The sequence below is a fragment of the Herbidospora daliensis genome (assembly GCF_001570585.1).
Taxonomy (GTDB): domain Bacteria; phylum Actinomycetota; class Actinomycetes; order Streptosporangiales; family Streptosporangiaceae; genus Herbidospora; species Herbidospora daliensis.
In genome coordinates this window covers 1,054,848-1,072,826 of sequence record NZ_BBXF01000005.1, presented here as the reverse complement: position 1 = coordinate 1,072,826, position 17,979 = coordinate 1,054,848, and the positions used below count along the sequence as shown (strand labels likewise).

General features: G+C 70.3%; 16 protein-coding genes. 13 read left to right on the top strand and 3 right to left on the bottom strand.

Annotation, left to right across the window (positions count from 1 at the left end; genetic code table 11):
* The first annotated feature begins 138 nt into the window (after nt 1–138).
* The 9 genes from steA (at nt 139) to AW274_RS28170 (ending at nt 8,913) form a co-directional block, all read left to right on the top strand.
* On the top strand, nt 139–1,344 hold the full coding sequence (gene steA, locus AW274_RS28210) for a putative cytokinetic ring protein SteA (RefSeq protein WP_439648795.1): 1,206 nt from the start codon (nt 139–141) through the stop codon (nt 1,342–1,344).
* The gene (locus AW274_RS28205) at nt 1,341–2,345 is read left to right on the top strand and encodes a copper transporter (protein WP_062437827.1); all 1,005 of its coding nucleotides are present in this window, start codon (nt 1,341–1,343) and stop codon (nt 2,343–2,345) included. Before steA ends, AW274_RS28205 begins: the two co-directional genes overlap by 4 nt.
* Before the next feature lie 16 nt (nt 2,346–2,361).
* Nucleotides 2,362–3,210 carry a hypothetical protein gene (locus AW274_RS28200; RefSeq protein WP_062437824.1) on the top strand — a complete coding sequence of 283 codons (849 nt, stop codon included), beginning with the start codon at nt 2,362–2,364 and terminating at the stop codon, nt 3,208–3,210.
* Nucleotides 3,207–4,775, top strand: coding sequence for a murein biosynthesis integral membrane protein MurJ (murJ, locus tag AW274_RS28195; RefSeq protein ID WP_062437821.1), 1,569 nt, complete (start codon nt 3,207–3,209; stop codon nt 4,773–4,775). Before AW274_RS28200 ends, murJ begins: the two co-directional genes overlap by 4 nt.
* Entirely contained in the window at nt 4,772–5,788 is a 1,017-nt protein-coding gene (locus AW274_RS28190) for a glycosyltransferase family 4 protein (RefSeq protein ID WP_062437819.1), read from the top strand. The genes murJ and AW274_RS28190 overlap by 4 nt, the downstream gene beginning before the upstream one ends.
* Nucleotides 5,789–6,033: 245 nt before the next feature.
* Complete coding sequence (locus AW274_RS28185) at nt 6,034–7,023, top strand: TerC family protein (protein WP_062437817.1); 990 nt, start codon at nt 6,034–6,036, stop codon at nt 7,021–7,023.
* 139 nt (nt 7,024–7,162) lie between these two features.
* On the top strand, nt 7,163–7,795 hold the full coding sequence (locus AW274_RS28180) for a phosphatidylserine decarboxylase (RefSeq protein WP_062437814.1): 633 nt from the start codon (nt 7,163–7,165) through the stop codon (nt 7,793–7,795).
* Nucleotides 7,782–8,612 (top strand): CDP-diacylglycerol--serine O-phosphatidyltransferase, encoded by an 831-nt coding sequence (gene pssA / locus AW274_RS28175; protein ID WP_062437812.1) that lies wholly within the window; start codon nt 7,782–7,784, stop codon nt 8,610–8,612. The genes AW274_RS28180 and pssA overlap by 14 nt, the downstream gene beginning before the upstream one ends.
* A gap of 28 nt (nt 8,613–8,640) precedes the next feature.
* Entirely contained in the window at nt 8,641–8,913 is a 273-nt protein-coding gene (locus AW274_RS28170; protein WP_062437811.1) for a hypothetical protein, read from the top strand.
* On the opposite strand, the gene AW274_RS28165 is transcribed toward AW274_RS28170, so the two are convergent.
* Together AW274_RS28165 and AW274_RS28160 are read right to left on the bottom strand one after the other, a co-directional pair.
* A complete protein-coding gene (locus AW274_RS28165; protein WP_062437809.1) occupies nt 8,914–9,552 on the bottom strand; it encodes an MBL fold metallo-hydrolase in 639 nt (212 codons plus the stop codon).
* A gap of 4 nt (nt 9,553–9,556) precedes the next feature.
* Nucleotides 9,557–10,258, bottom strand: coding sequence for a maleylpyruvate isomerase N-terminal domain-containing protein (locus AW274_RS28160; RefSeq protein WP_062437806.1), 702 nt, complete (start codon nt 10,256–10,258; stop codon nt 9,557–9,559).
* A gap of 147 nt (nt 10,259–10,405) precedes the next feature.
* Between AW274_RS28160 and uvrA the strand changes: the two genes are divergently transcribed.
* The 3 genes from uvrA (at nt 10,406) to AW274_RS28145 (ending at nt 14,919) form a co-directional block, all read left to right on the top strand.
* Nucleotides 10,406–13,246: an excinuclease ABC subunit UvrA gene (uvrA, locus tag AW274_RS28155; RefSeq protein ID WP_062437803.1), complete on the top strand. Its 2,841-nt coding sequence runs from the start codon at nt 10,406–10,408 to the stop codon at nt 13,244–13,246.
* Nucleotides 13,247–13,353: 107 nt separating this feature from the next.
* Nucleotides 13,354–13,941: a Rieske (2Fe-2S) protein gene (locus AW274_RS28150; protein WP_062437801.1), complete on the top strand. Its 588-nt coding sequence runs from the start codon at nt 13,354–13,356 to the stop codon at nt 13,939–13,941.
* 690 nt (nt 13,942–14,631) lie between these two features.
* The gene (locus AW274_RS28145) at nt 14,632–14,919 is read left to right on the top strand and encodes a hypothetical protein (RefSeq protein WP_062437799.1); all 288 of its coding nucleotides are present in this window, start codon (nt 14,632–14,634) and stop codon (nt 14,917–14,919) included.
* 958 nt (nt 14,920–15,877) lie between these two features.
* Here the strand turns inward: AW274_RS28145 and AW274_RS28140 are convergent.
* A complete protein-coding gene (locus tag AW274_RS28140) occupies nt 15,878–16,741 on the bottom strand; it encodes a hypothetical protein (protein WP_062437797.1) in 864 nt (287 codons plus the stop codon).
* A gap of 131 nt (nt 16,742–16,872) precedes the next feature.
* Here AW274_RS28140 and AW274_RS28135 point away from each other — a divergent pair, with 131 nt between their 5' ends.
* The gene (locus AW274_RS28135; protein WP_062437794.1) at nt 16,873–17,931 is read left to right on the top strand and encodes a hypothetical protein; all 1,059 of its coding nucleotides are present in this window, start codon (nt 16,873–16,875) and stop codon (nt 17,929–17,931) included.
* Nucleotides 17,932–17,979 lie beyond the last annotated feature (48 nt).

Genomic DNA, 17,979 nt, shown 5'->3' with positions numbered 1-17,979 from the left:
CGGGTTCTGGGCAGATGAGGGCATCGTGCCCGGATACGGCCGGATGGCGACATGGGGGACGGCAGCATGAGGGCAGGGTGGCGACAAAGCTGGCGGGTGCCGGGGTGTCGGGCCTTCATGGTCGTCGCCTCTGGCAGGATGGTCCCGATGAAGGTCTCGAGCGTCAGGGTTCCAGGCCTCCGCCGCCGGAAGGTCAGTGTCCTTCCCGGGGTGACTGCGACGGCGCGCATCGACCGGCGCACCAAGAGGCTCACCAAACGCCTTCGCCCGGGGGAAGTCGCGATCATCGATCACGTCGACATCGACCGGGTCAGCGCGGAGGCCCTCGTCGCGTGTGGCGTGGCCGTGGTGGTCAACGTCGCGGCCAGCGTCTCCGGCCGCTACCCGAACCTGGGGCCGCAGATCCTTCTTGAGGCCGGGGTGACCCTGGTCGACAACGCGACGCCCGAGCTGTTCGAGAAGGTCCGCGACGGTGACCCGGTCCGCGTCTGCGACGGCGTCGTCTACGTCGACGACGAGATCGCCGGCAAGGGCGAGGTGATGACCGCCGAATCGGTCGAGGCCGCGATGGTCGAGGCCCGCGCGGGGTTGTCGGTCCAGATCGAGGCGTTCACCGTGAACACCATGGAATACGTGCGCCGCGAACGCGACCTGCTGATCGACGGCGTCGGCGTGCCCGACATCCGCACCAAGCTCGACGGGCGCCACGTCCTGATCGTGGTCCGCGGTTATCACTACAAAGAAGACATCGCGGCCCTGCGGCCCTATATCCGCGAATACCGGCCGGTCATGATCGGCGTCGACGGCGGCGCCGACGCGCTGCTGGAGGCCGGATACCGGCCCGACATCATCGTCGGCGACTTCGACTCGGTGTCCGACGAAGCGCTGACCGGCGGCGCCGAGCTCGTCGTGCACGCCTATCCCGACGGGCGGGCCCCCGGGCTCGACCGGGTGCACAAGCTGGGGCGCGACGCCGTGGTCTTCCCGGCCGCCGCGACCAGCGAGGACATCGCGATGCTGCTGGCCGACGAGAAGGGCGCCTCGCTCATCGTCGCGGTCGGCACCCACGCCACGCTCGTCGAGTTCCTCGACAAGGGGCGGGCGGGCATGGCCAGCACCTTCCTCACCCGGCTCCGGCTGGGCAGCAAGCTCATCGACGCCAAGGGCGTCAGCAGGCTCTATCGCAGCCGCATCTCCGCGGCGTCGCTGCTCCTCCTCGTCGCCACCACGATCGTGACGATCGGCGTGGTGCTGTTCGTCTCGCCGGTCGGCAAGATCTGGCTCGACGGGGCGCAGGACGTCTGGAACGGCTTCATATTCTGGGTGGTCGGACTCTTCTCGTGATCGATTTTCGCTATCACCTCGTCTCCATCGTGGCGATCTTCCTGGCGCTGACCGTGGGCATCGTGCTCGGCAGCACCGTCATCCAGGATCCGATCATCGAGTCGACGCAGGTGACCGCAGAGACCCTGAAGAAAAACAACCTGACCCTGCAGGCCGAGATGGCCGCGCAGCAGGCCCGCGAAGACGGCAACAACACCTTCGTCGCCTCCGCCACCGCCGAACTGGTCGAACGCGACCTGGCGGGCGAGCGCGTCGTGGTCGTCGAGGCGCCGGGCGCGCCCACGGCGCTGCGCGACCCGCTGCGCGAGGTGCTCGAACTGGCGGGGGCGACCTACACCGGCCGGGTGTCGCTGACCGAGGGCTTCCTGGAGGCCGAGCAGGCCGGGGTCGTCGACGGCCTGGCGACCCAGCTCGCCCCGGCCGGGGCGGCCTTCCCCGAGGGCGCGACCCCCTACGACAAGGCGGGCACCGTGCTGGCCGCCGCGCTGGTGACCAACATGCGGCCGCAGGCGGGCACCGTCAACACGGCCACCTCGACGGTCCTGTCGGCCTTCCAGGAGGGCGGCTTCATCGCGGTCTCCGGCGAGCCGGCCGACCGGGCGACCCTGGCGATCGTGGTCGCGCCTGCGCTGCCCTACGAGGGCGAGACCGCCGAGACCATGAACGGCGCGATCGTTTCGGTATCGGGCGCCCTCGACAAGGCCGGGCTCGGTACCGTCATGACCGGCACCACCGCCGCCTCGGCGAACGGCGGCGTCATCGCCGCGCTGCTCGACTCGGGCGAGGAGACCTCCCAGGTCTCCAGCGTCGACACCCTCGACCTGCCCTCGGGCCGGATCGTCGTGGTCGACGCGCTCCGGGAGCAGCTCAGCGGGCAGTCGGGCGCCTACGGGATCGGCAGCGGCGCGACCGCGTTCGAACCGGCCCCGGCCGTGCCCGCGATCACGCCGTCCGTCACCCCCTCTGCCACCCCGTCTCCCGTGGCCTCGTCCACGGGCTGACCCGGAAGGATCCGCCGTGACTCAACGTCCCCTGCTCCTCGCCCTGGCGGGGGCGGCGCTCGGTGCGGCCGCCGCGCGGGTCGCCTACACGACCTTCACCAGGAAGCAGCCCTTCGGCGACGAGAAGACCTGGGCCCGCGTCAACCACCGCGGCGAGCCCGTCACGCTGCTCGAAGGCCCGGCGTTCGCGGCGGGGGCGGGGGCCGCGCTGGCGCTCACGCCCGGCCTGCCGCCGAAGGTGAAGGCCGCCGGGGTGCTGACCTCCCTGGCCTGCGGCGCGCTCGGCGCCTACGACGACGTGTTCGGCACCAGCGCCTCCAAGGGCTTCAAGGGGCACCTGTCGGCGCTGCGCCGGGGGCAGGTCACCAGCGGTGCGGTGAAGATCCTCGGCATCGGCGCGACCGGCCTGGCCGCCGCCGCGCTGACCCGCCGGAACGTGGCCGACATCGCCATCGACGGCCTGCTGATCGCCGGGTCGGCCAACCTGGCCAACCTGTTCGACCTGCGGCCCGGCCGGGCGATCAAGGTCGGCCTGCTGGCCGGGGCGCCCCTCGTGGGCTCGCCGCTGGCGGCCGTGCCGCTCGGTGCGGCCGCGGCGCTGCTCCCCGACGACCTGGCCGAACGCGCGATGCTCGGCGACACCGGGGCCAACGCGCTCGGCGCGCTGCTGGGGCTGGCCGCCGCGCAGCGGCTGGGGCGTCCGGGCCGGCTGGCCGTGCTGGGCACGGTCGCGGCGCTGACGGCCGCCTCGGAGAAGGTGTCGTTCACCAAGGTCATCGCGGGGAATCCGGTGCTGAACCGGCTCGACATGCTCGGGCGGCGCCCGGTGCCGCCTCCGGCCGAGGTCATCCGGCCCACCCCTTGACCGCCCGGGGGGTCGCGGGCGCGGCCCTGCTCATCGGCGTCATCACGATCGCGGCGCGGGTCACCGGCTTCGCCAAGCAGCTCGTGTTCGCCAAGACGGTCGGCACCGGCTGCCTGTCGACGGCCTACTTCACCGCGAACGCGATGCCCAACCTGATCTTCGAGATCGTCGTCGGCGGCGCGCTGGCGGGCATGGTCGTGCCGGTGCTCGCGGGCGCGGCCGAGCGCGGCGACCGTGAGACCGCCGGGCGCATCGCGTCGGGGCTGCTGACCTGGGTCGTCGTGCTGCTGGTCCCGCTGAGCGTGCTGGCCGCGCTGTTCGCCGGCCCTGTCGTGGGGCTGTTCGTGCCCGGCACGCTCGACGGCTGCGACGCCGGCGACGTCGTGGTGCTCGCCGCCCACATGCTCGTCGTCTTCGCGCCGCAGATCCTCCTGTACGGTCTGGCGGTCGTCCTCTACGGCGTCCTGCAGGCCCACCGGCGCTTCGCCGGGCCCGCGCTGGCCCCGCTGATCTCCAGTGTCGTCGTCATCGCGGCCTATCTGGCGTTCGTCCCGCTCGGCGGCACGGTCGACGTCGCCGGGCTGCCCCGTGCGGCCGAACTCGTGCTCTCGGTCGGCACCACCCTCGGCGTGCTGGCCCTGGTGCTGACCGTGGTGGGGCCGGTCGCCCGGCTCGGTCTGCGCTGGCGGCCGACGCTGAGCTTCCCGCCCGGGGTCGCGCCCCAGGTCAAGCGCCTGGCGGCGGCCGGGCTGAGCGCCCTGCTCGCCCAGCAGGCGGCGATGGCCGTGGTGGTCAAGCTCGCCAACGAGGGCGGCTCGGGGCGGCTGGCCGCCTACAACTACGCGTGGGCCGTCTATCTGGTCCCGTACGCCGTCCTCGCCGTCCCCATCGCGACCAGCGCGTTCCCCGTGTTGTCTGCGCGCTGGGAGGCGGGCGACCGCCGGGCGTTCGCCGAGCTGGCCGCCCGCACCACCCGCGCGGTGGTCCTCATCTCGGGCCTGGCGGCGGGTGCGCTGGTCGCGGTCGCCGTTCCGGTCGCCGAGGTGTTCCTGACGACCAAGTCCGACGTGCCGCCCGACCAGCTGGCGCTCGGCATCGCCGCCTTCGCCCCCGGCCTGATCGGCTACGGCCTGATGGCCCACCTGTCCCGCGTCCTGTACGCGGGCGGCCACGGCCGTCCGGCCGCCCGAGACCAGGTGGTCGGCTGGCTCGTGGTGATCGTCGCCCAGGTCGCCCTGGTGCTCACGCTGCCCGACCACTGGGCGGTCGGCGCCCTCGGCCTGGGCGGCACGATCGGCATGACCACCGCGGGCGTGCTGCTGCTGCTGGCGGTCAGGCGGGCGTACGGCCCGCTGGAGGGCCTGCCCCGGGCCGCGCTCGCCTCGGTCGCCGGGGGCGTGACGGGGGCGGCGGCCGGGTCGGCCGTCGTCTGGCTGCTCGGCACCCCCGGCCTGTGGGGCAGTGTGCTGGTGGCGGGCCTGGCCGGGATCGTGGCGGCCGGCTTCGGCGGAGCGGTCGCCGCCGCGATCGACCGCGACGACCTCAGGGAAGTGATCAGACGGTGAAGATCCTGCTGACCCTCGGCACCAGCGCCGGGGGAGTGGGCCGCCACGTGCGCACCCTCGCCGACGGCTTCGCGGCCAGGGGGCACGAGGTCGTCGTCGCCGGCCCGGCCGAGACCCGCGAGCGGTTCGGCTTCACCCAGACCTTCGCCGCGATCCCGGTCTCCGACCGGCCCCACCCGGTCAACGACGCCCGCACCGTGGCCCTGCTGCGCCGGATCACCGCCGACGTCGTGCACGCCCACGGGCTGCGCGCCGGGGCGCTGGCCGCACTGGCCCGGCCGCGCCGGCTCGTGGTCACCCTGCACAACGCGGTCACCGCCGGGGGCGCGATCGGCGCGGTCTACGCGACCCTCGAACGGGTGGTCGCCCGGCGGGCCGACGTGGTCCTGGGCGTCTCACCCGACCTGTGCGACCGCATGACGGCGCTCGGCGCGCGGGCCGTCGGCCCGGCCGTGGTGCCCGCGCCGCCTTTGGCTGACTTGCCCGCCACCACCGAGTTCGGCGGCAAGAGGGTGCTGCTGACCGTGGCGCGGCTGGCCCAGCAGAAAGGGCTGGAGACGCTGCTCGACGCGGCGGCGGGGCCGTACCCGCCCGAGGTGCTCTTCGCCGTCGCCGGAGAGGGACCGCTGCGCGGCGCGCTCCAGGAGCGCGTGAGCCGCGAGAACCTGCCGGTGGTCCTGCTCGGCCCGCGCGACGACGTGGCGGCGCTGCTGAAGGCGGCCACCGCCCTGGTGGTGCCGAGCCGGTGGGAGGGGCAGCCGCTGACCGTCCAGGAGGCGCTGCGGGCCGGGGTGCCCGTCGTGGGCTTCGCGGTGGGAGGCGTCCCCCCGATGGTGGGCGACGCGGGCCTGCTGGCGCCGCCCGGCGACGCGGAGGGGCTGCGGTCGGCGCTGCTGCGGCTGCTGGGCGACGACGGCCTGGCGGGAGAGCTGCGGGCGGCCGCTTCGGCGCGCGGGAAGACGCTGCCGGACGAGGCCGACGCCGTTGAAGCGGCCTTGAAGAACTACGGCTGAGCGGGGAATCACCCGGGCTTGTTCCGGGTTGAGAGGAATAATTCGTTCAGGAAACCTGCCCCTGGGGTTCAGTAGCCCTTGCGGCGGGTCTCTATACTGTTCGCGTTGGGGGGGAGTATCCCTTCGCGACGGTCCCGTCATCACGGTGTCAGCACCCGGGGCCGTCGGTCCGTGTCTGGAGCTTTTCCAGGGGCGGGAGAGACCTCCGGCAGTGTGTTTCGTCGCGCGCCGGAGGGATTAAGGAATTGGACATTCCCGTGTGGGGTTGGGCTGCCGTCATCATCGGCCTGCTCGTGGTCATCGCCGTCGACCTGTGGGTCGTCGACAGAGGAGAGCCCAAGGAGTTCTCCCTCCGTCAGGCGGGCTTCTGGGTGGGTCTGTACGTCGCGCTCGCCGTGCTGTTCGGGATCGGCCTGCTGATCTTCGCCGGTCCGCAGCAGTCGGGTGAGTTCTTCGCCGGTTACATCACCGAATACAGCCTGAGCATCGACAACCTGTTCGTGTTCTTCATCATCATGTCCAGGTTCGCGGTGCCGAAGGCCTACCAGCACAAGGTGCTGACGATCGGCATCCTGATCGCGCTGGTCATGCGCGGGTTCTTCATCGTCGTCGGCGCCGCCGCCCTCAACTCCTTCCACTGGCTCTTCTACGTGTTCGGCGCGATCCTCCTGTACACCGCGTACACGATGATCCGCGACCACAACAAGAGCGAGGACGACTTCGACGAGAACATCCTGCTGCGCTACGCGCGCCGGGCGTTCCCGACCACCCCCGACTACGTCGGCTCCAAGATGATCGTCCGGGTCGACGGCAAGAAGATGGTCACCCCGATGCTGATCGTCATGATCGCCATCGGCAGCACCGACCTGCTGTTCGCCCTCGACTCGATCCCCGCGATCTTCGGTCTGACCACCGACGCGTTCATCGTCTTCACCGCCAACGCGTTCGCCCTGATGGGCCTGCGGCAGCTGTACTTCCTGCTCGGCGGCCTGCTCCAGCGCCTGGTCTACCTCAGCTACGGCCTGGCGTTCATCCTCGCCTTCATCGGCGCGAAGCTGATCCTCGAGGCCATGCACGACGTGGTCGACTGGGCGCCGAAGATCCCGATCCAGGTCTCGCTGGGCGTCATCATCGGCACGATGGTGATCACGACGGTGGCGAGCATCGTCAAGTCCCGCCGCACCCCGCCGGCCGTCGAGAAGGACGCCGCCGCGGAGCAGGCGGAGCACCACTGAGCCTCGAAACCCCTCTGGGGTGCCGCGCTTGACGCGAAAGAGGACGGTTAGGGACTGTGGCATCGGTAACATAACTGCTTAAGTCGCAAATCCGTCCTCTAGTCGCAAAAGAGTACAAAGGCTCCTAGTGTCGAACGAAATGGAAAGTCCTCGCCCGCGCGTACGGCTCGCGCGCGGTGTGTCGCCGTGGCTGGCCCCGACTGCGGCCGCGGCGGCCGTGACCGCGGCCCTGACCGCTCGGTCTCCCAAGTGGGCTCTCGCGGCGGTGCCGCTGACGGCCCTCACGGGAGGGATGCTCTGGTTCTTCCGCGATCCTGACCGTTCGCCCGGCGCCGGGCGGCTGCTCTCGCCCGCCGACGGCGTCGTGCAGAGCGTCGACCCCTGGTCCGACGGCCGCACCCGCGTCGCCATCTTCATGAGCCCGCTGAACGTCCACGTCAACCGCGCCCCCGCCGCCGGGACCGTCGTCTCGGTCGAGCACGTCGCGGGGGGCTTCGTGCCCGCGTTCAACAAGGACAGCGACAAGAACGAACGTGTGGTGTGGCACATCGACACCGCACTCGGCGACATCGAGATGGTCCAGATCGCCGGGGCCGTCGCGCGCCGAATCGTCCCCTACCTGCAGGCCGGCGCGAAGGTCGCCCAGGGCGACCGCGTCGGGTTGATCCGATTGGGCTCCCGGGTCGACCTCTACCTGCCCGAGGGCGTCGAGCCCGCCGTGACCGTCGGCGACAAGACCGTGGCTGGGGTGACCCGCATTGACCGCGCCTGATATCAGGGCCGGAGGCTGGTCCGTCGAAGACGAGGAAGAACCGATAGGGCCGGTCGGCAAGGCGTTCCGGCTGTCGGCCGCCGACCTGCTCTCGCTGGGCAACGCGCTGTCGGGCTTCCTGTCGGTGGTCGTGCTGGCGTACAGCGCGATCGACCAGCTCAGGACGACCGGCAAGTTCGAGCCCGACCCCCGGTTCTTCGGCACCGCCGTCGTGCTGCTGCTCGTCGGGGCGACCTGTGACCTGTTCGACGGGCTGGTGGCCCGCCGGTTCCGGGCCTCGGCGATGGGCGCCGAGCTCGACAACCTCGCCGACGTGATCAGCTTCGGCTTCGCGCCGGCGTTCATGATCGTGATCTGGGGCGGTTTCGACGCCCCGCTTCCCCTGTGGCTCGTGCTGGCCGCCGCGGCGTCGGTGCTGCTCGCGGGGGTGACCCGGCTCGCCCGGTTCGCCTGCGTGAAGACCAAGAGCGGCGACTTCATGGGCCTGCCCATCCCCATGGGCGCGATGACGATCGTCTCGATCGTGCTGCTGTTCCAGCCGACGATCTGGACCGTCCTCGGCATCTTCGCCACGTCCTACCTGATGATCAGCCGGATCGAGTACCCCAAGCCCAAGGGCAACCTGGCGGCGGTCGTCCTCGGCTGGATGATGATCAACGTCGCCTGCCTCACGATCTGGGCGGCCGGGCTGCCCGGCGGCGACCAGCTCATCCAGGTCGGCGCGATCATGCAGATCGCGATCGTGTCGGCGATCCCGCTGCGGGTGCTGATGTTCCGGCGCGCCAAGCGCAAAGAGCGCTTGTCGAGCTCTGGTTAGCCGACCTCGCCGGGCGTTCAATGAAGGTATGGCGACCGCCCCGCGTGAGCTCACCCGGTCCTACTTCCTCGGCAAGCTGGCGCGTGAGCTCGAACAGCGCGGCTTCGACGTCACCCTGCGGCTCGCCCCTCCGTCGCTGAAGGTGAGCGACCCCGAGGCCGCCCTGCTCAACGAGACCGTCGACTGCGTCTCGCTGCAGGGCGGCTGGTTCTACCGGTGGTCGTGGGGCGAGGTCGTCGAGAGCGCCGACGACCCCGACGCCGCCGCGGCGCTCATCGCCAAGGTGCTGGGCGCGCGCTGACTACCAGCCGCGCGCCTTCCACTCGGGCAGCGCGGGGCGCTCGGCCCCGAGCGTGGTGTCCTTGCCGTGGCCCGGGTAGACCCACGTGTCGTCGTCGAACCGGTCGAAGATGCGCTCCACGACGTCGGTGTAGAGCTGGGTGAAGCGCTCCGGGTCCTTCATCGTGTTGCCCACGCCGCCCGGGAACAGCGAGTCTCCTGTGAAGACGTGCCCCGGGTAGTAGAGGGCGATCGAGCCGGGCGTGTGCCCGCGCAGGTGGATCACCTCCAGGTCGGTCACGCCGACGGTCACCCGGTCGCCGCCGTCGACGGGCCGGGCCTCGACCGGCAGCGCGGCGGCGTCTTCACGGCCCGCCACCACGGTCGCGCCGGTCGCCCTGGCGACCTCCTCCAGCGCGCCCCAGTGGTCGCCGTGCTGGTGGGTGGTCACGATCACGCTGATGGGCTGGCGCCCGATCAGCTCCAGGATGCGCTCGGGCTCGGCGGCGGCGTCGATCAGCATGCCGTCGCCGGTCTCGCGGCAGCGGATCAGGTAGGCGTTGTTGCCGAAGTCGCCGACCTCCATCTTGGCGATGGTGATCTTCTCCAGCTCCCGGACGTCGGCCGGGCCGCCCTTGGACACGTCTCCCGTATAGGTCATGGGATCACGCTAGGCCGTCGGGGGCGGTGCGGACCATCCAGGGCGGGGGAGCGGGGAAACCGTCGGGCACGTGGCGGCCGATCATCCAGGCGACCAGCTCCCGTTTGGGGGCCTGGAGGTCGGGGCCGTCGGTCCCGCCGATCTTCTCGCCGGTGTCGGTCGCGGTGACGCTCCGGTACGTCGGCTCGCCGAGCAGCGCCGGGGAGTCGCGCCACTCCCAGTCGACGTAGCGCTCGGGCCAGTCGCGCCAGGTGTAGGCCGTGCCGAGGTCGCCGTGGTGGATCTCGACCTCGCGCAGGCGGCGCATCACGACGTACCAGGCCGGGTGCTCGGGCGGGCGGGTGCCGCTGATCAGGACGCTCCAGCGCTCCGGCGGGACGGCGTCCACGGCCGCCGCGAAGCGGGCGGTGCTCTCCTCCAGGTCGGCGAGCTGCTCCCCGGCGGGTCTGGCGTGGCCCGCCTCGATGCCGGCGTCGCGTTCGGCGGCGTCGCGGTACTGCGGGGTGACCACGCCCGTGCGGGCCCAGGTGAGCAGGTTGACCAGGGAGTCGGCGTTGCGGGCGACGTGGGTGACCACGTGGCCCCGGGTCCAGCCGGGCAGCGCCGAGGGGGCGCGCATCTCCGCGTCGGACAGGGCGGCCACGGTGGAGATCAGCCGGGCGTCGGCCGCGGTCAGCTCCGCCCGGTAGTCGTCAAGAAGGGACATGTCTTCATCCTGGTCCACGGGACACGGGTTTGACCGCCTGCATACTCTGGATGAGCAGGGGGAGACCGGCCCGGCCGGTTTTTGTCGGTGGCGGCGGATAGCCTGCCCGACGCACACCTGTAGACCCCAACGACCATCGGGAACGCTGTGGCTGACCGTCTCGTCGTGCGTGGCGCGCGCGAACACAATTTGAAGGACGTCTCTCTCGATCTCCCCCGAGACGCCCTGATCGTCTTCACCGGGCTGAGCGGCTCAGGCAAGTCGAGCCTGGCCTTCGACACGATCTTCGCCGAGGGCCAGCGGCGCTATGTCGAGTCGCTGTCGGCGTACGCCCGGCAGTTCCTCGGCCAGATGGACAAGCCCGACGTCGACTTCATCGAGGGCCTGTCGCCCGCGGTCTCGATCGACCAGAAGTCGACCAGCCGCAACCCCCGGTCGACCGTCGGCACGATCACCGAGGTGTACGACTACCTGCGGCTCCTCTGGGCCCGCATCGGCAAGCCCCACTGCCCGACCTGCGGGCGGCCGATCGCCCGGCAGACCCCGCAGCAGATCGTCGACCGCGTCCTGGAGCTGGAGGAGGGCACCCGCTTCCAGGTGCTCGCGCCGGTCATCCGGGGCCGCAAGGGCGAATACGCCGAGTTGTTCCGCGAGCTCCAGACCAAGGGCTACGCCCGCGCCCGCGTCGACGGCACGATCATCCGCCTCGAAGAGCCGCCGACCCTCAAGAAGTACGAGAAGCACGACATCGAGGTGATCGTCGACCGGCTGGCGGTCAAGGAGTCGGCCCGCCGCCGCCTGACCGACTCGGTCGAGACCGCGCTGCAGCTGTCGGGCGGCACGATCACCCTCGACTTCGTCGACCTGGAGGCCGACGACCCCAACCGCGAGCGCTTCTACTCCGAGCACCTCTACTGCCCCTACGACGACCTGTCGTTCGAGGAGCTGGAGCCCCGCTCGTTCTCGTTCAACTCGCCGTTCGGCGCCTGCCCCGAGTGCACCGGCCTCGGCACCCGCATGGAGGTCGACCCCGAGCTGGTCGTGCCCGACCCCGAGAAGACCCTCGGCGACGGCGCGCTCACCCCGTGGGCGGGCGGCCACACCAGCGACTACTTCGAGAAGCTGATGGAGGGCCTGGGCAACGCGCTCGGGTTCGACCTCGACACCCCGTGGGAGAAGCTGACCAAGGCCCAGCAGAACGCCCTGCTCCACGGCCACGACGAACAGGTCCACATCCGCTACAGCAACCGGTTCGGCCGCCAGCGGTCCTACTACACCGACTTCGACGGCGTGATCCCGTGGATCCAGCGCCGCCACGCCGAGTCCGAGAGCGACGCGGTGCGGGAGAAGTTCGAGGGCTACATGCGGGAGATCCCGTGCCCGGCCTGCAAGGGCCGCCGCCTGAAGCCGGTCTCGCTCGCGGTGACCGTCGGCGGGTCGTCGATCGCCGAGGTCGCGGCCCTGTCGATCGGCGAGTGCGCCAGGTTCCTGTCGGGGTTCAAGCTCTCCGAGCGCGACATGCACATCGCCGAGCGGGTGGTCAAGGAGATCAACGCCCGCCTGGGCTTCCTGCTCGACGTCGGCCTCGACTACCTGACCCTCAACCGGGCCGCCGGCACCCTCGCCGGCGGCGAGGCCCAGCGCATCAGGCTCGCCACCCAGATCGGCTCGGGCCTGGTCGGGGTCCTGTACGTCCTGGACGAACCCTCGATCGGCCTCCACCAGCGTGACAACATGCGCCTGCTGGAGACCCTGATCCGGCTGCGCGACATGGGCAACACCCTGATCGTCGTCGAGCACGACGAAGACACCATCGCGGCGGCCGACTGGGTCGTCGACATCGGCCCCGGCGCGGGGGAGCACGGCGGCCAGGTGGTCGTGTCGGGCACCGTCGAGGAGCTGCTGTCCAGCGAAGAATCGCTGACCGGCGCCTACCTGTCGGGGCGGCGGGCCATCGCGGTGCCGAAGAAGCGCCGCAAGCGCGACCGCAAGCGCCAGCTGGTGGTCAAGGGCGCCCGCGAGCACAACCTGGGCGGCATCGACGTCGAGTTCCCGCTCGGCGTCTTCACCGCCGTGACCGGGGTGTCCGGGTCGGGCAAGTCGACGCTGGTCAACGACATCCTCTACAACGCGCTGGCCAAGGAGCTGCACGGCGCGAAGACCGTGCCGGGGCGGCACTCGCGGGTGAACGGCGTCGACCAGCTCGACAAGGTCGTCCACGTCGACCAGTCGCCGATCGGGCGCACCCCGCGCTCCAACCCGGCCACCTACACCGGGGTGTTCGACCACGTCCGCAAGCTGTTCGCGCAGACGACCGAGGCCAAGATCCGGGGCTACCAGCAGGGCCGGTTCAGCTTCAACGTCAAGGGCGGCCGCTGCGAGGCGTGCGCCGGCGACGGCACCATCAAGATCGAGATGAACTTCCTGCCCGACGTGTACGTCCCCTGCGAGGTCTGCCACGGCGCCCGCTACAACCGGGAGACGCTGGAGGTCCACTACAAGGGCAAGACGATCGCCGAGATCCTCGACATGCCGATCGAGGAGGCGCTCGAGTTCTTCGAGGCCATCCCGGCCATCAGCCGCCACCTGCGCACCCTCAACGACGTCGGCCTCGGCTACGTCCGGCTCGGGCAGCCCGCCACCACCCTGTCGGGCGGCGAGGCCCAGCGCGTGAAGCTCGCCTCCGAGCTCCAGCGGCGGTCGACCGGCCGCACGATCTACGTGCTCGACGAGCCGACCACCGGCCTCCACTTCGAGGACATCCGGCGGCTGCTGGGCGTGCTCGAACGGCTGGTCGACGCCGGCAACACGGTCATCGTGATCGAGCACAACCTCGACGTCATCAAGACGGCCGACTGGGTGATCGACATGGGCCCCGAGGGCGGTTCGGGCGGCGGCCGCGTGGTCGCGACCGGCACCCCCGAAGACGTCGCGCTGGTCGACGGCAGCCACACCGGGCTGTTCCTGCGAAAGATCCTCGGCCTGTAAGTGCATTTCTTCATATTCCGGTGGGATCCGGTAGGCCAGGCTGAACCGCGAACGGGGTTGGGCCCGTACCTACCAATGATCGGGAAGTCCCCCAGCGGAGGATGGAAATGAACGTTAACGGCACCTCTGAGCAGGATCAGGTCACGAGCGCGCTGACGCGGCGGGGCCTGGTCTTCGCGGTGGGCGGCGCCGGGCTGGCCGCCGCCCTGACGGCGTGCACCGGCTACTCCTCCGGCACGGCCACCAGCGCCGAGCCGCCGGGGTCGGTGCCCGCCGACCAGGCGAAGCCGGCCTGGGGCGACGACCCGCCCCCCGCCGGCGACGCCGAGTCGGAGGCGCCCCCGGCCGACCAGCCGGAAGAGGAGCCCGCCGACCCGCCCGCCGAGGAGGAGCCGCCCGCGCAGGCCGCCAACGCCTTCGCCAAGACCGCCGACATCCCCGAGGGAGGCGGCAAGATCTTCGAAGCGGAGAAGGTCGTCATCACCCAGCCGACGCCGGGCAACTTCAAGTGCTTCACCGCGGTCTGCACCCACGCGGGCTGCACGGTGGCCAGCATCTCGGGCGGCACCATCAACTGCCCGTGCCACGGCAGCAAGTTCAAGATCGCCGACGGGTCGGTGGCGGGCGGCCCGGCGCCGTCGCCGCTGGAGGAGAAGAAGATCACGGTGAGCGGGGACAGCATCGTCCTCGCGTGATCTACTGCGCGTGCTCCGCACGCGCGGCTCGGCTGCGCCTGTGTCTTCCCTCGTGGTTCCGGTTCGCTTCGCTCTCCTGTGCTCCTCGGCGCTTGACCAGAGGTCGAAGGGGTTACCCGCCTCTCTGCTCTCCGGCGATGATCTGCCGGGGAGTGGAGAGCTGACGGGCAGGAAGTATCTGCGTGTGTGAGGACCGGGCTCGGCGTATGAAGTCGCCGGGTCAGCAGCACGAGGATGTGTCGAAGGGTCGTTATTCGGCTCGGCGGCGTCGGCATCGCCAGTGCGTGATCTGACGCACCCGCTTGAATCGCCGAATTGTTCTCATAGATGTCAGGGGCGACGCTCCGCGCCGCCACCGCCGCGCACGGCGGGCGAACCTGGGCGACCTGCCGGCCGATCCCCGCCTCCGTCAGGCCCTTAGCCGCCGCCAAACCGGCGAGCATGCGGCCTTTCGGGCCGACCCCCGGACCGCCCGGCGGCCACCATGTCCACCCTTGATCTTAAGATCATTGAGAATAGAGTTGCGGAGGCCCTTCAAGATCAGCCCACTCGCTCGTGACCAGGAGACGCGGACTCCGCGACCGCCGGTCCATCTCCCCGATTGCCTATCTGCGCCTTTCGGATTACAAGGCCGCTCCTCCGTCGCCCACCTCTCTTCTCAGGGAATCCAGGCGCTGTCACAGTGATCACATGACAGAACAGGTAGAGGCCGCCGGCCGGGTCGGTCGCCGCCCCCGGTTCCAGTCCTTACGTGCTGTGCTCAACATCCTGGTGATCATCTTCGGTGTGCTTGTGATCATCGTCCAGACATCCGGTCTACTTGCGGGCGAACCATCGGATGCTTTCGAGGTCATGTTCGGCTGGGACATGGGTTCCTGGTCGTGGATCGGCCGCGTCGTCATGATCATGGGATGGCTCGCCATCATCTACTACCGCATCCAGGCTCTCAGGCGCACACGTGCAGCAACGCAATCGTGAGCTCCTAACCTAGGTACCCGCCTCCCGAGTGCCGTCTCCACCTCATCCCGCAGATCGAGGGCATCAGAACGGGCGTATCCGATGTGGTGAGACAGATGCTCAGGCAGATCGACGCCGGGATGCTTGCTAACCGGACCGGTGCCCCGTGCCGAGCCAGTACCGCAATCAGGGAGAGCCTCGCTCACCGAAGGCCGATGCGATCATCGTCGCCCCGGCCATGTACAACACGATTGACCAATGGGCCCAGGGCGCCAGCGAGACCTACGCACTCGGCATCCTTGCCGAGGCTCCCGGACCTCGCATCCCCGTAGTGGTCTGCGAGGGCCACACGTGTGCCCTTTCAACGCACGTCACAGACCGACGTGCCGAAGGAGTTCCATACCTTGCTCGGGCCAGGAGAGTTCGAACCTCACCCCCCGGGCCAAGGTCGACATCTACCCCTGGCAACTAGCACTCGCCCCAGTCGAGAAGCAGTGCTGAGCAGAGACCAAGGCGAACTCGGATCGGCATCACCGTAAGCTCTGCACTCGCCGCCTGATTGCCCGGGTTCCGTCAAGGACCGGACTGCACGTAAGCCAACCACCGGGCGAGGAAGGCCGCCGGGCAGGGAACGCGCGAGGCCATCCTTGACTGGCCGCCGTCTGAAAGTCCCGGAAGGGGCAGCTAGCGGGAGCAGCGCCGGGTGGCACACGCGCCGGAAGCACGCACGAGAGACGTTCGGCTGAACCAGTTCTGTGGGGGGCGGCCCGGACTCGGGCACCGGATGGCACGCGAGGGTCATGGTTCGGCTGCGCCTGCAGATGGCCTATAAGCCCAGGTCAGGGTTTCGCTAGGTCACTCTAGAAGGTCCGTTCGTCCAGACACAGGCGCGCCCGAGCGGACCTTTCACGGGCAGGATGGCTCTCCGGCTTGCGGGGTTCTCCCACGCGGGTCTGTGTAGGCCATGGCGGGCGCGGTTTCACGGGCGGTCCCAATCGGCTCGTACGACTCCGTCCGGGTCCGGCACCACGGCGCATGAGGTGAACGCGGACTCCAGGAGGGTGAGGGAGAAACCGCTCGCCACGGTTCCTTCGACGTCTTCCGAGCCGCACGCGAAGAACCTGTGAGCGAGTCGTCCGGGTTGCGGGGACGGGGCGAAGGCCGTGAAGCCGTGTTCCGTCAGGTCCAGGTCGGGGCGCAGATCCGGCGCCACGGCGACGCAGATAAGGGAACGAGGGCTGACCGCCGACGCGATCAGCCGCACGTTGTCTTGTGTGACCCGGTACCACGTGGATCCGTGGGCCCCGTCGGCCCAGCGTTCGCACAGCAGCGTCAGCCGGTCGGCGGCGGCTTCGGCGACGGAATTCCAGAAGGCGTCGTCAGCGACCTCTTCGACGGGGTCGACCGCCGGTTCGTCCACGTCCAGGACTCCCGGCCTGGTTTCGATGATCAGAGCCTCGTCGTCGGTCGAGGGGAGCAGCATCCGGGCGGCCGCTTCCGCCGTCAGAAGAAGGTGGATCGCCCCGTCCCAGCCGCTGACGATCTGCAGTTTGCCGGGGTGCGAGAGCATGCAATACGGGCCATCGCCTCCTGCCATGCCGATGGCCAGCTCCGCCGCGCGGGCCGCCGTGATCTGCTGGCCGTTTCTCAGCGTGGAGTCGGGGCCGCTGGGCGGGGTGCTGACCATCAGGCCGCTGATCTCCAGCTCTCGGATTCCGCCGGCGTCGAGACTTCGCCGCAGCGTGCCGCGTAATGCCTGTGCGTAGGCGGGCCATCCCTGTGCGGTGGTGAGCCCGTCCTCCACCGTCTCGTCTCGGGGGCTGAGGATCATGTCGGTGATCACGCAGGTGTCCGTTTCGTTCCGGGGGCATGGGCGGCGTCGAGATCGTATGGATCGGCCGGTGTGGTTCGGGGGAAAGGGCGCGGCTTGGGGTGTCGGATACGGTCGGTTGAACGTCGGTTGATGATCATGGAGTGGTGTGGGGGTTCGCGCGGGCCGGTCGGTCGGGGTGGTTCGTCCTGGCCGCGGGGGCGGTGCTGGGGTGGGGGGTGCTCGTTGCCTTCCGGCACGCCTGGTTGTCCGATTGGGACCTGCACGTCGCCACCCTGCGGGCGATGCTCGACGAGCCGCCGGCCGGCGGCTGGACGCCGACGCCTTACGTGCTCGGGCTGGCGATGCTCGCGCGGATGTCCGGCGCGGAGCCGGAGACCGTGCTCGGGGCCGCCGGGATACTGAACGTCCTGTTGCTGCTCGTCGCGTTGCGGGGGTTCGGGCGGGAGCTCGGGGCGCGTGACTCCGTCGCGGCGCTGGCGGCGGTCTTCACCGTCGTGTTGTGGGGGGTCAGCGGCTTCGGGGCCACCGGGTTCCCCGGGCTGACCTCGTTGTCGTTCTCGTTCGCCTTTCCCTCCACGCCCGCGTTGGCGTTGATGGTGCTGACCTGGGCGGTGTTCGTGCGGTTCCGGGAGACCGGGCGCGGGCTGGTCGGGCTGGTGCTGCTGCCGCCGGTGATCCTGCTCGTCCATCCGTTCGCGGCGGTGGCGACGTTGCTCGGGGTGGTGGGCATCCTCGTCGCGCGGCGGTGGGAGTGGCGGCGGCTGGTGCTGATCGTGCCCGCGGGGGTGGGGGCGATCGCGCTGGCGCTCGCGTGGCCCTATCCCGACGTGACCGGGGTGCTCGCCGATTCGCCGGAGTTCTCCGAGGTGCACGCGCCGCTGCTGGAGGATCCGCTTCTTCGGTACGGCCTCGCGCTGATCGGCGTGCCCGCCCTCCTCTACGGGGTGCGCCGCCCGCTCGGGCGGGAACTGCTGATCATCGCGGCCCTGGGGACCGTGGTCGTGGGGGTGGCCGCGTGGCTCGGGCGGTACGAGTTCGCCCGCTTCGTTCCCGTCGTCGTGCTGGTGTGCCATCTGGCGCTGGCGCGGCATCTGGGGGAGCGGATGACGGGCTGGCGGCCCTACGCCGTCGTGACCGCGATCGGGTGTATCGCCGGGTTCGTGGCGGCGATGCCGCAGATGGTGGAGACGCTCCCGTGATGTCGTCGATCATGGAATCGGAATGTCAGCGGGGGCGGATAGTCTTTG

Excerpts from the sequence above, each read along its gene's own strand:
- steA (WP_439648795.1), top strand. The coding sequence starts at position 139 with ATGGTCCCGATGAAGGTCTCGAGCGTCAGGGTTCCAGGCCTCCGCCGC.
- AW274_RS28180 (WP_062437814.1), top strand. The coding sequence starts at position 7,163 with ATGGAAAGTCCTCGCCCGCGCGTACGGCTCGCGCGCGGTGTGTCGCCG.
- AW274_RS28170 (WP_062437811.1), top strand. The coding sequence starts at position 8,641 with ATGGCGACCGCCCCGCGTGAGCTCACCCGGTCCTACTTCCTCGGCAAG.
- AW274_RS28165 (WP_062437809.1), bottom strand. The coding sequence starts at position 9,552 with ATGACCTATACGGGAGACGTGTCCAAGGGCGGCCCGGCCGACGTCCGG.
- AW274_RS28160 (WP_062437806.1), bottom strand. The coding sequence starts at position 10,258 with ATGTCCCTTCTTGACGACTACCGGGCGGAGCTGACCGCGGCCGACGCC.
- AW274_RS28150 (WP_062437801.1), top strand. The coding sequence starts at position 13,354 with ATGAACGTTAACGGCACCTCTGAGCAGGATCAGGTCACGAGCGCGCTG.
- AW274_RS28145 (WP_062437799.1), top strand. The coding sequence starts at position 14,632 with ATGACAGAACAGGTAGAGGCCGCCGGCCGGGTCGGTCGCCGCCCCCGG.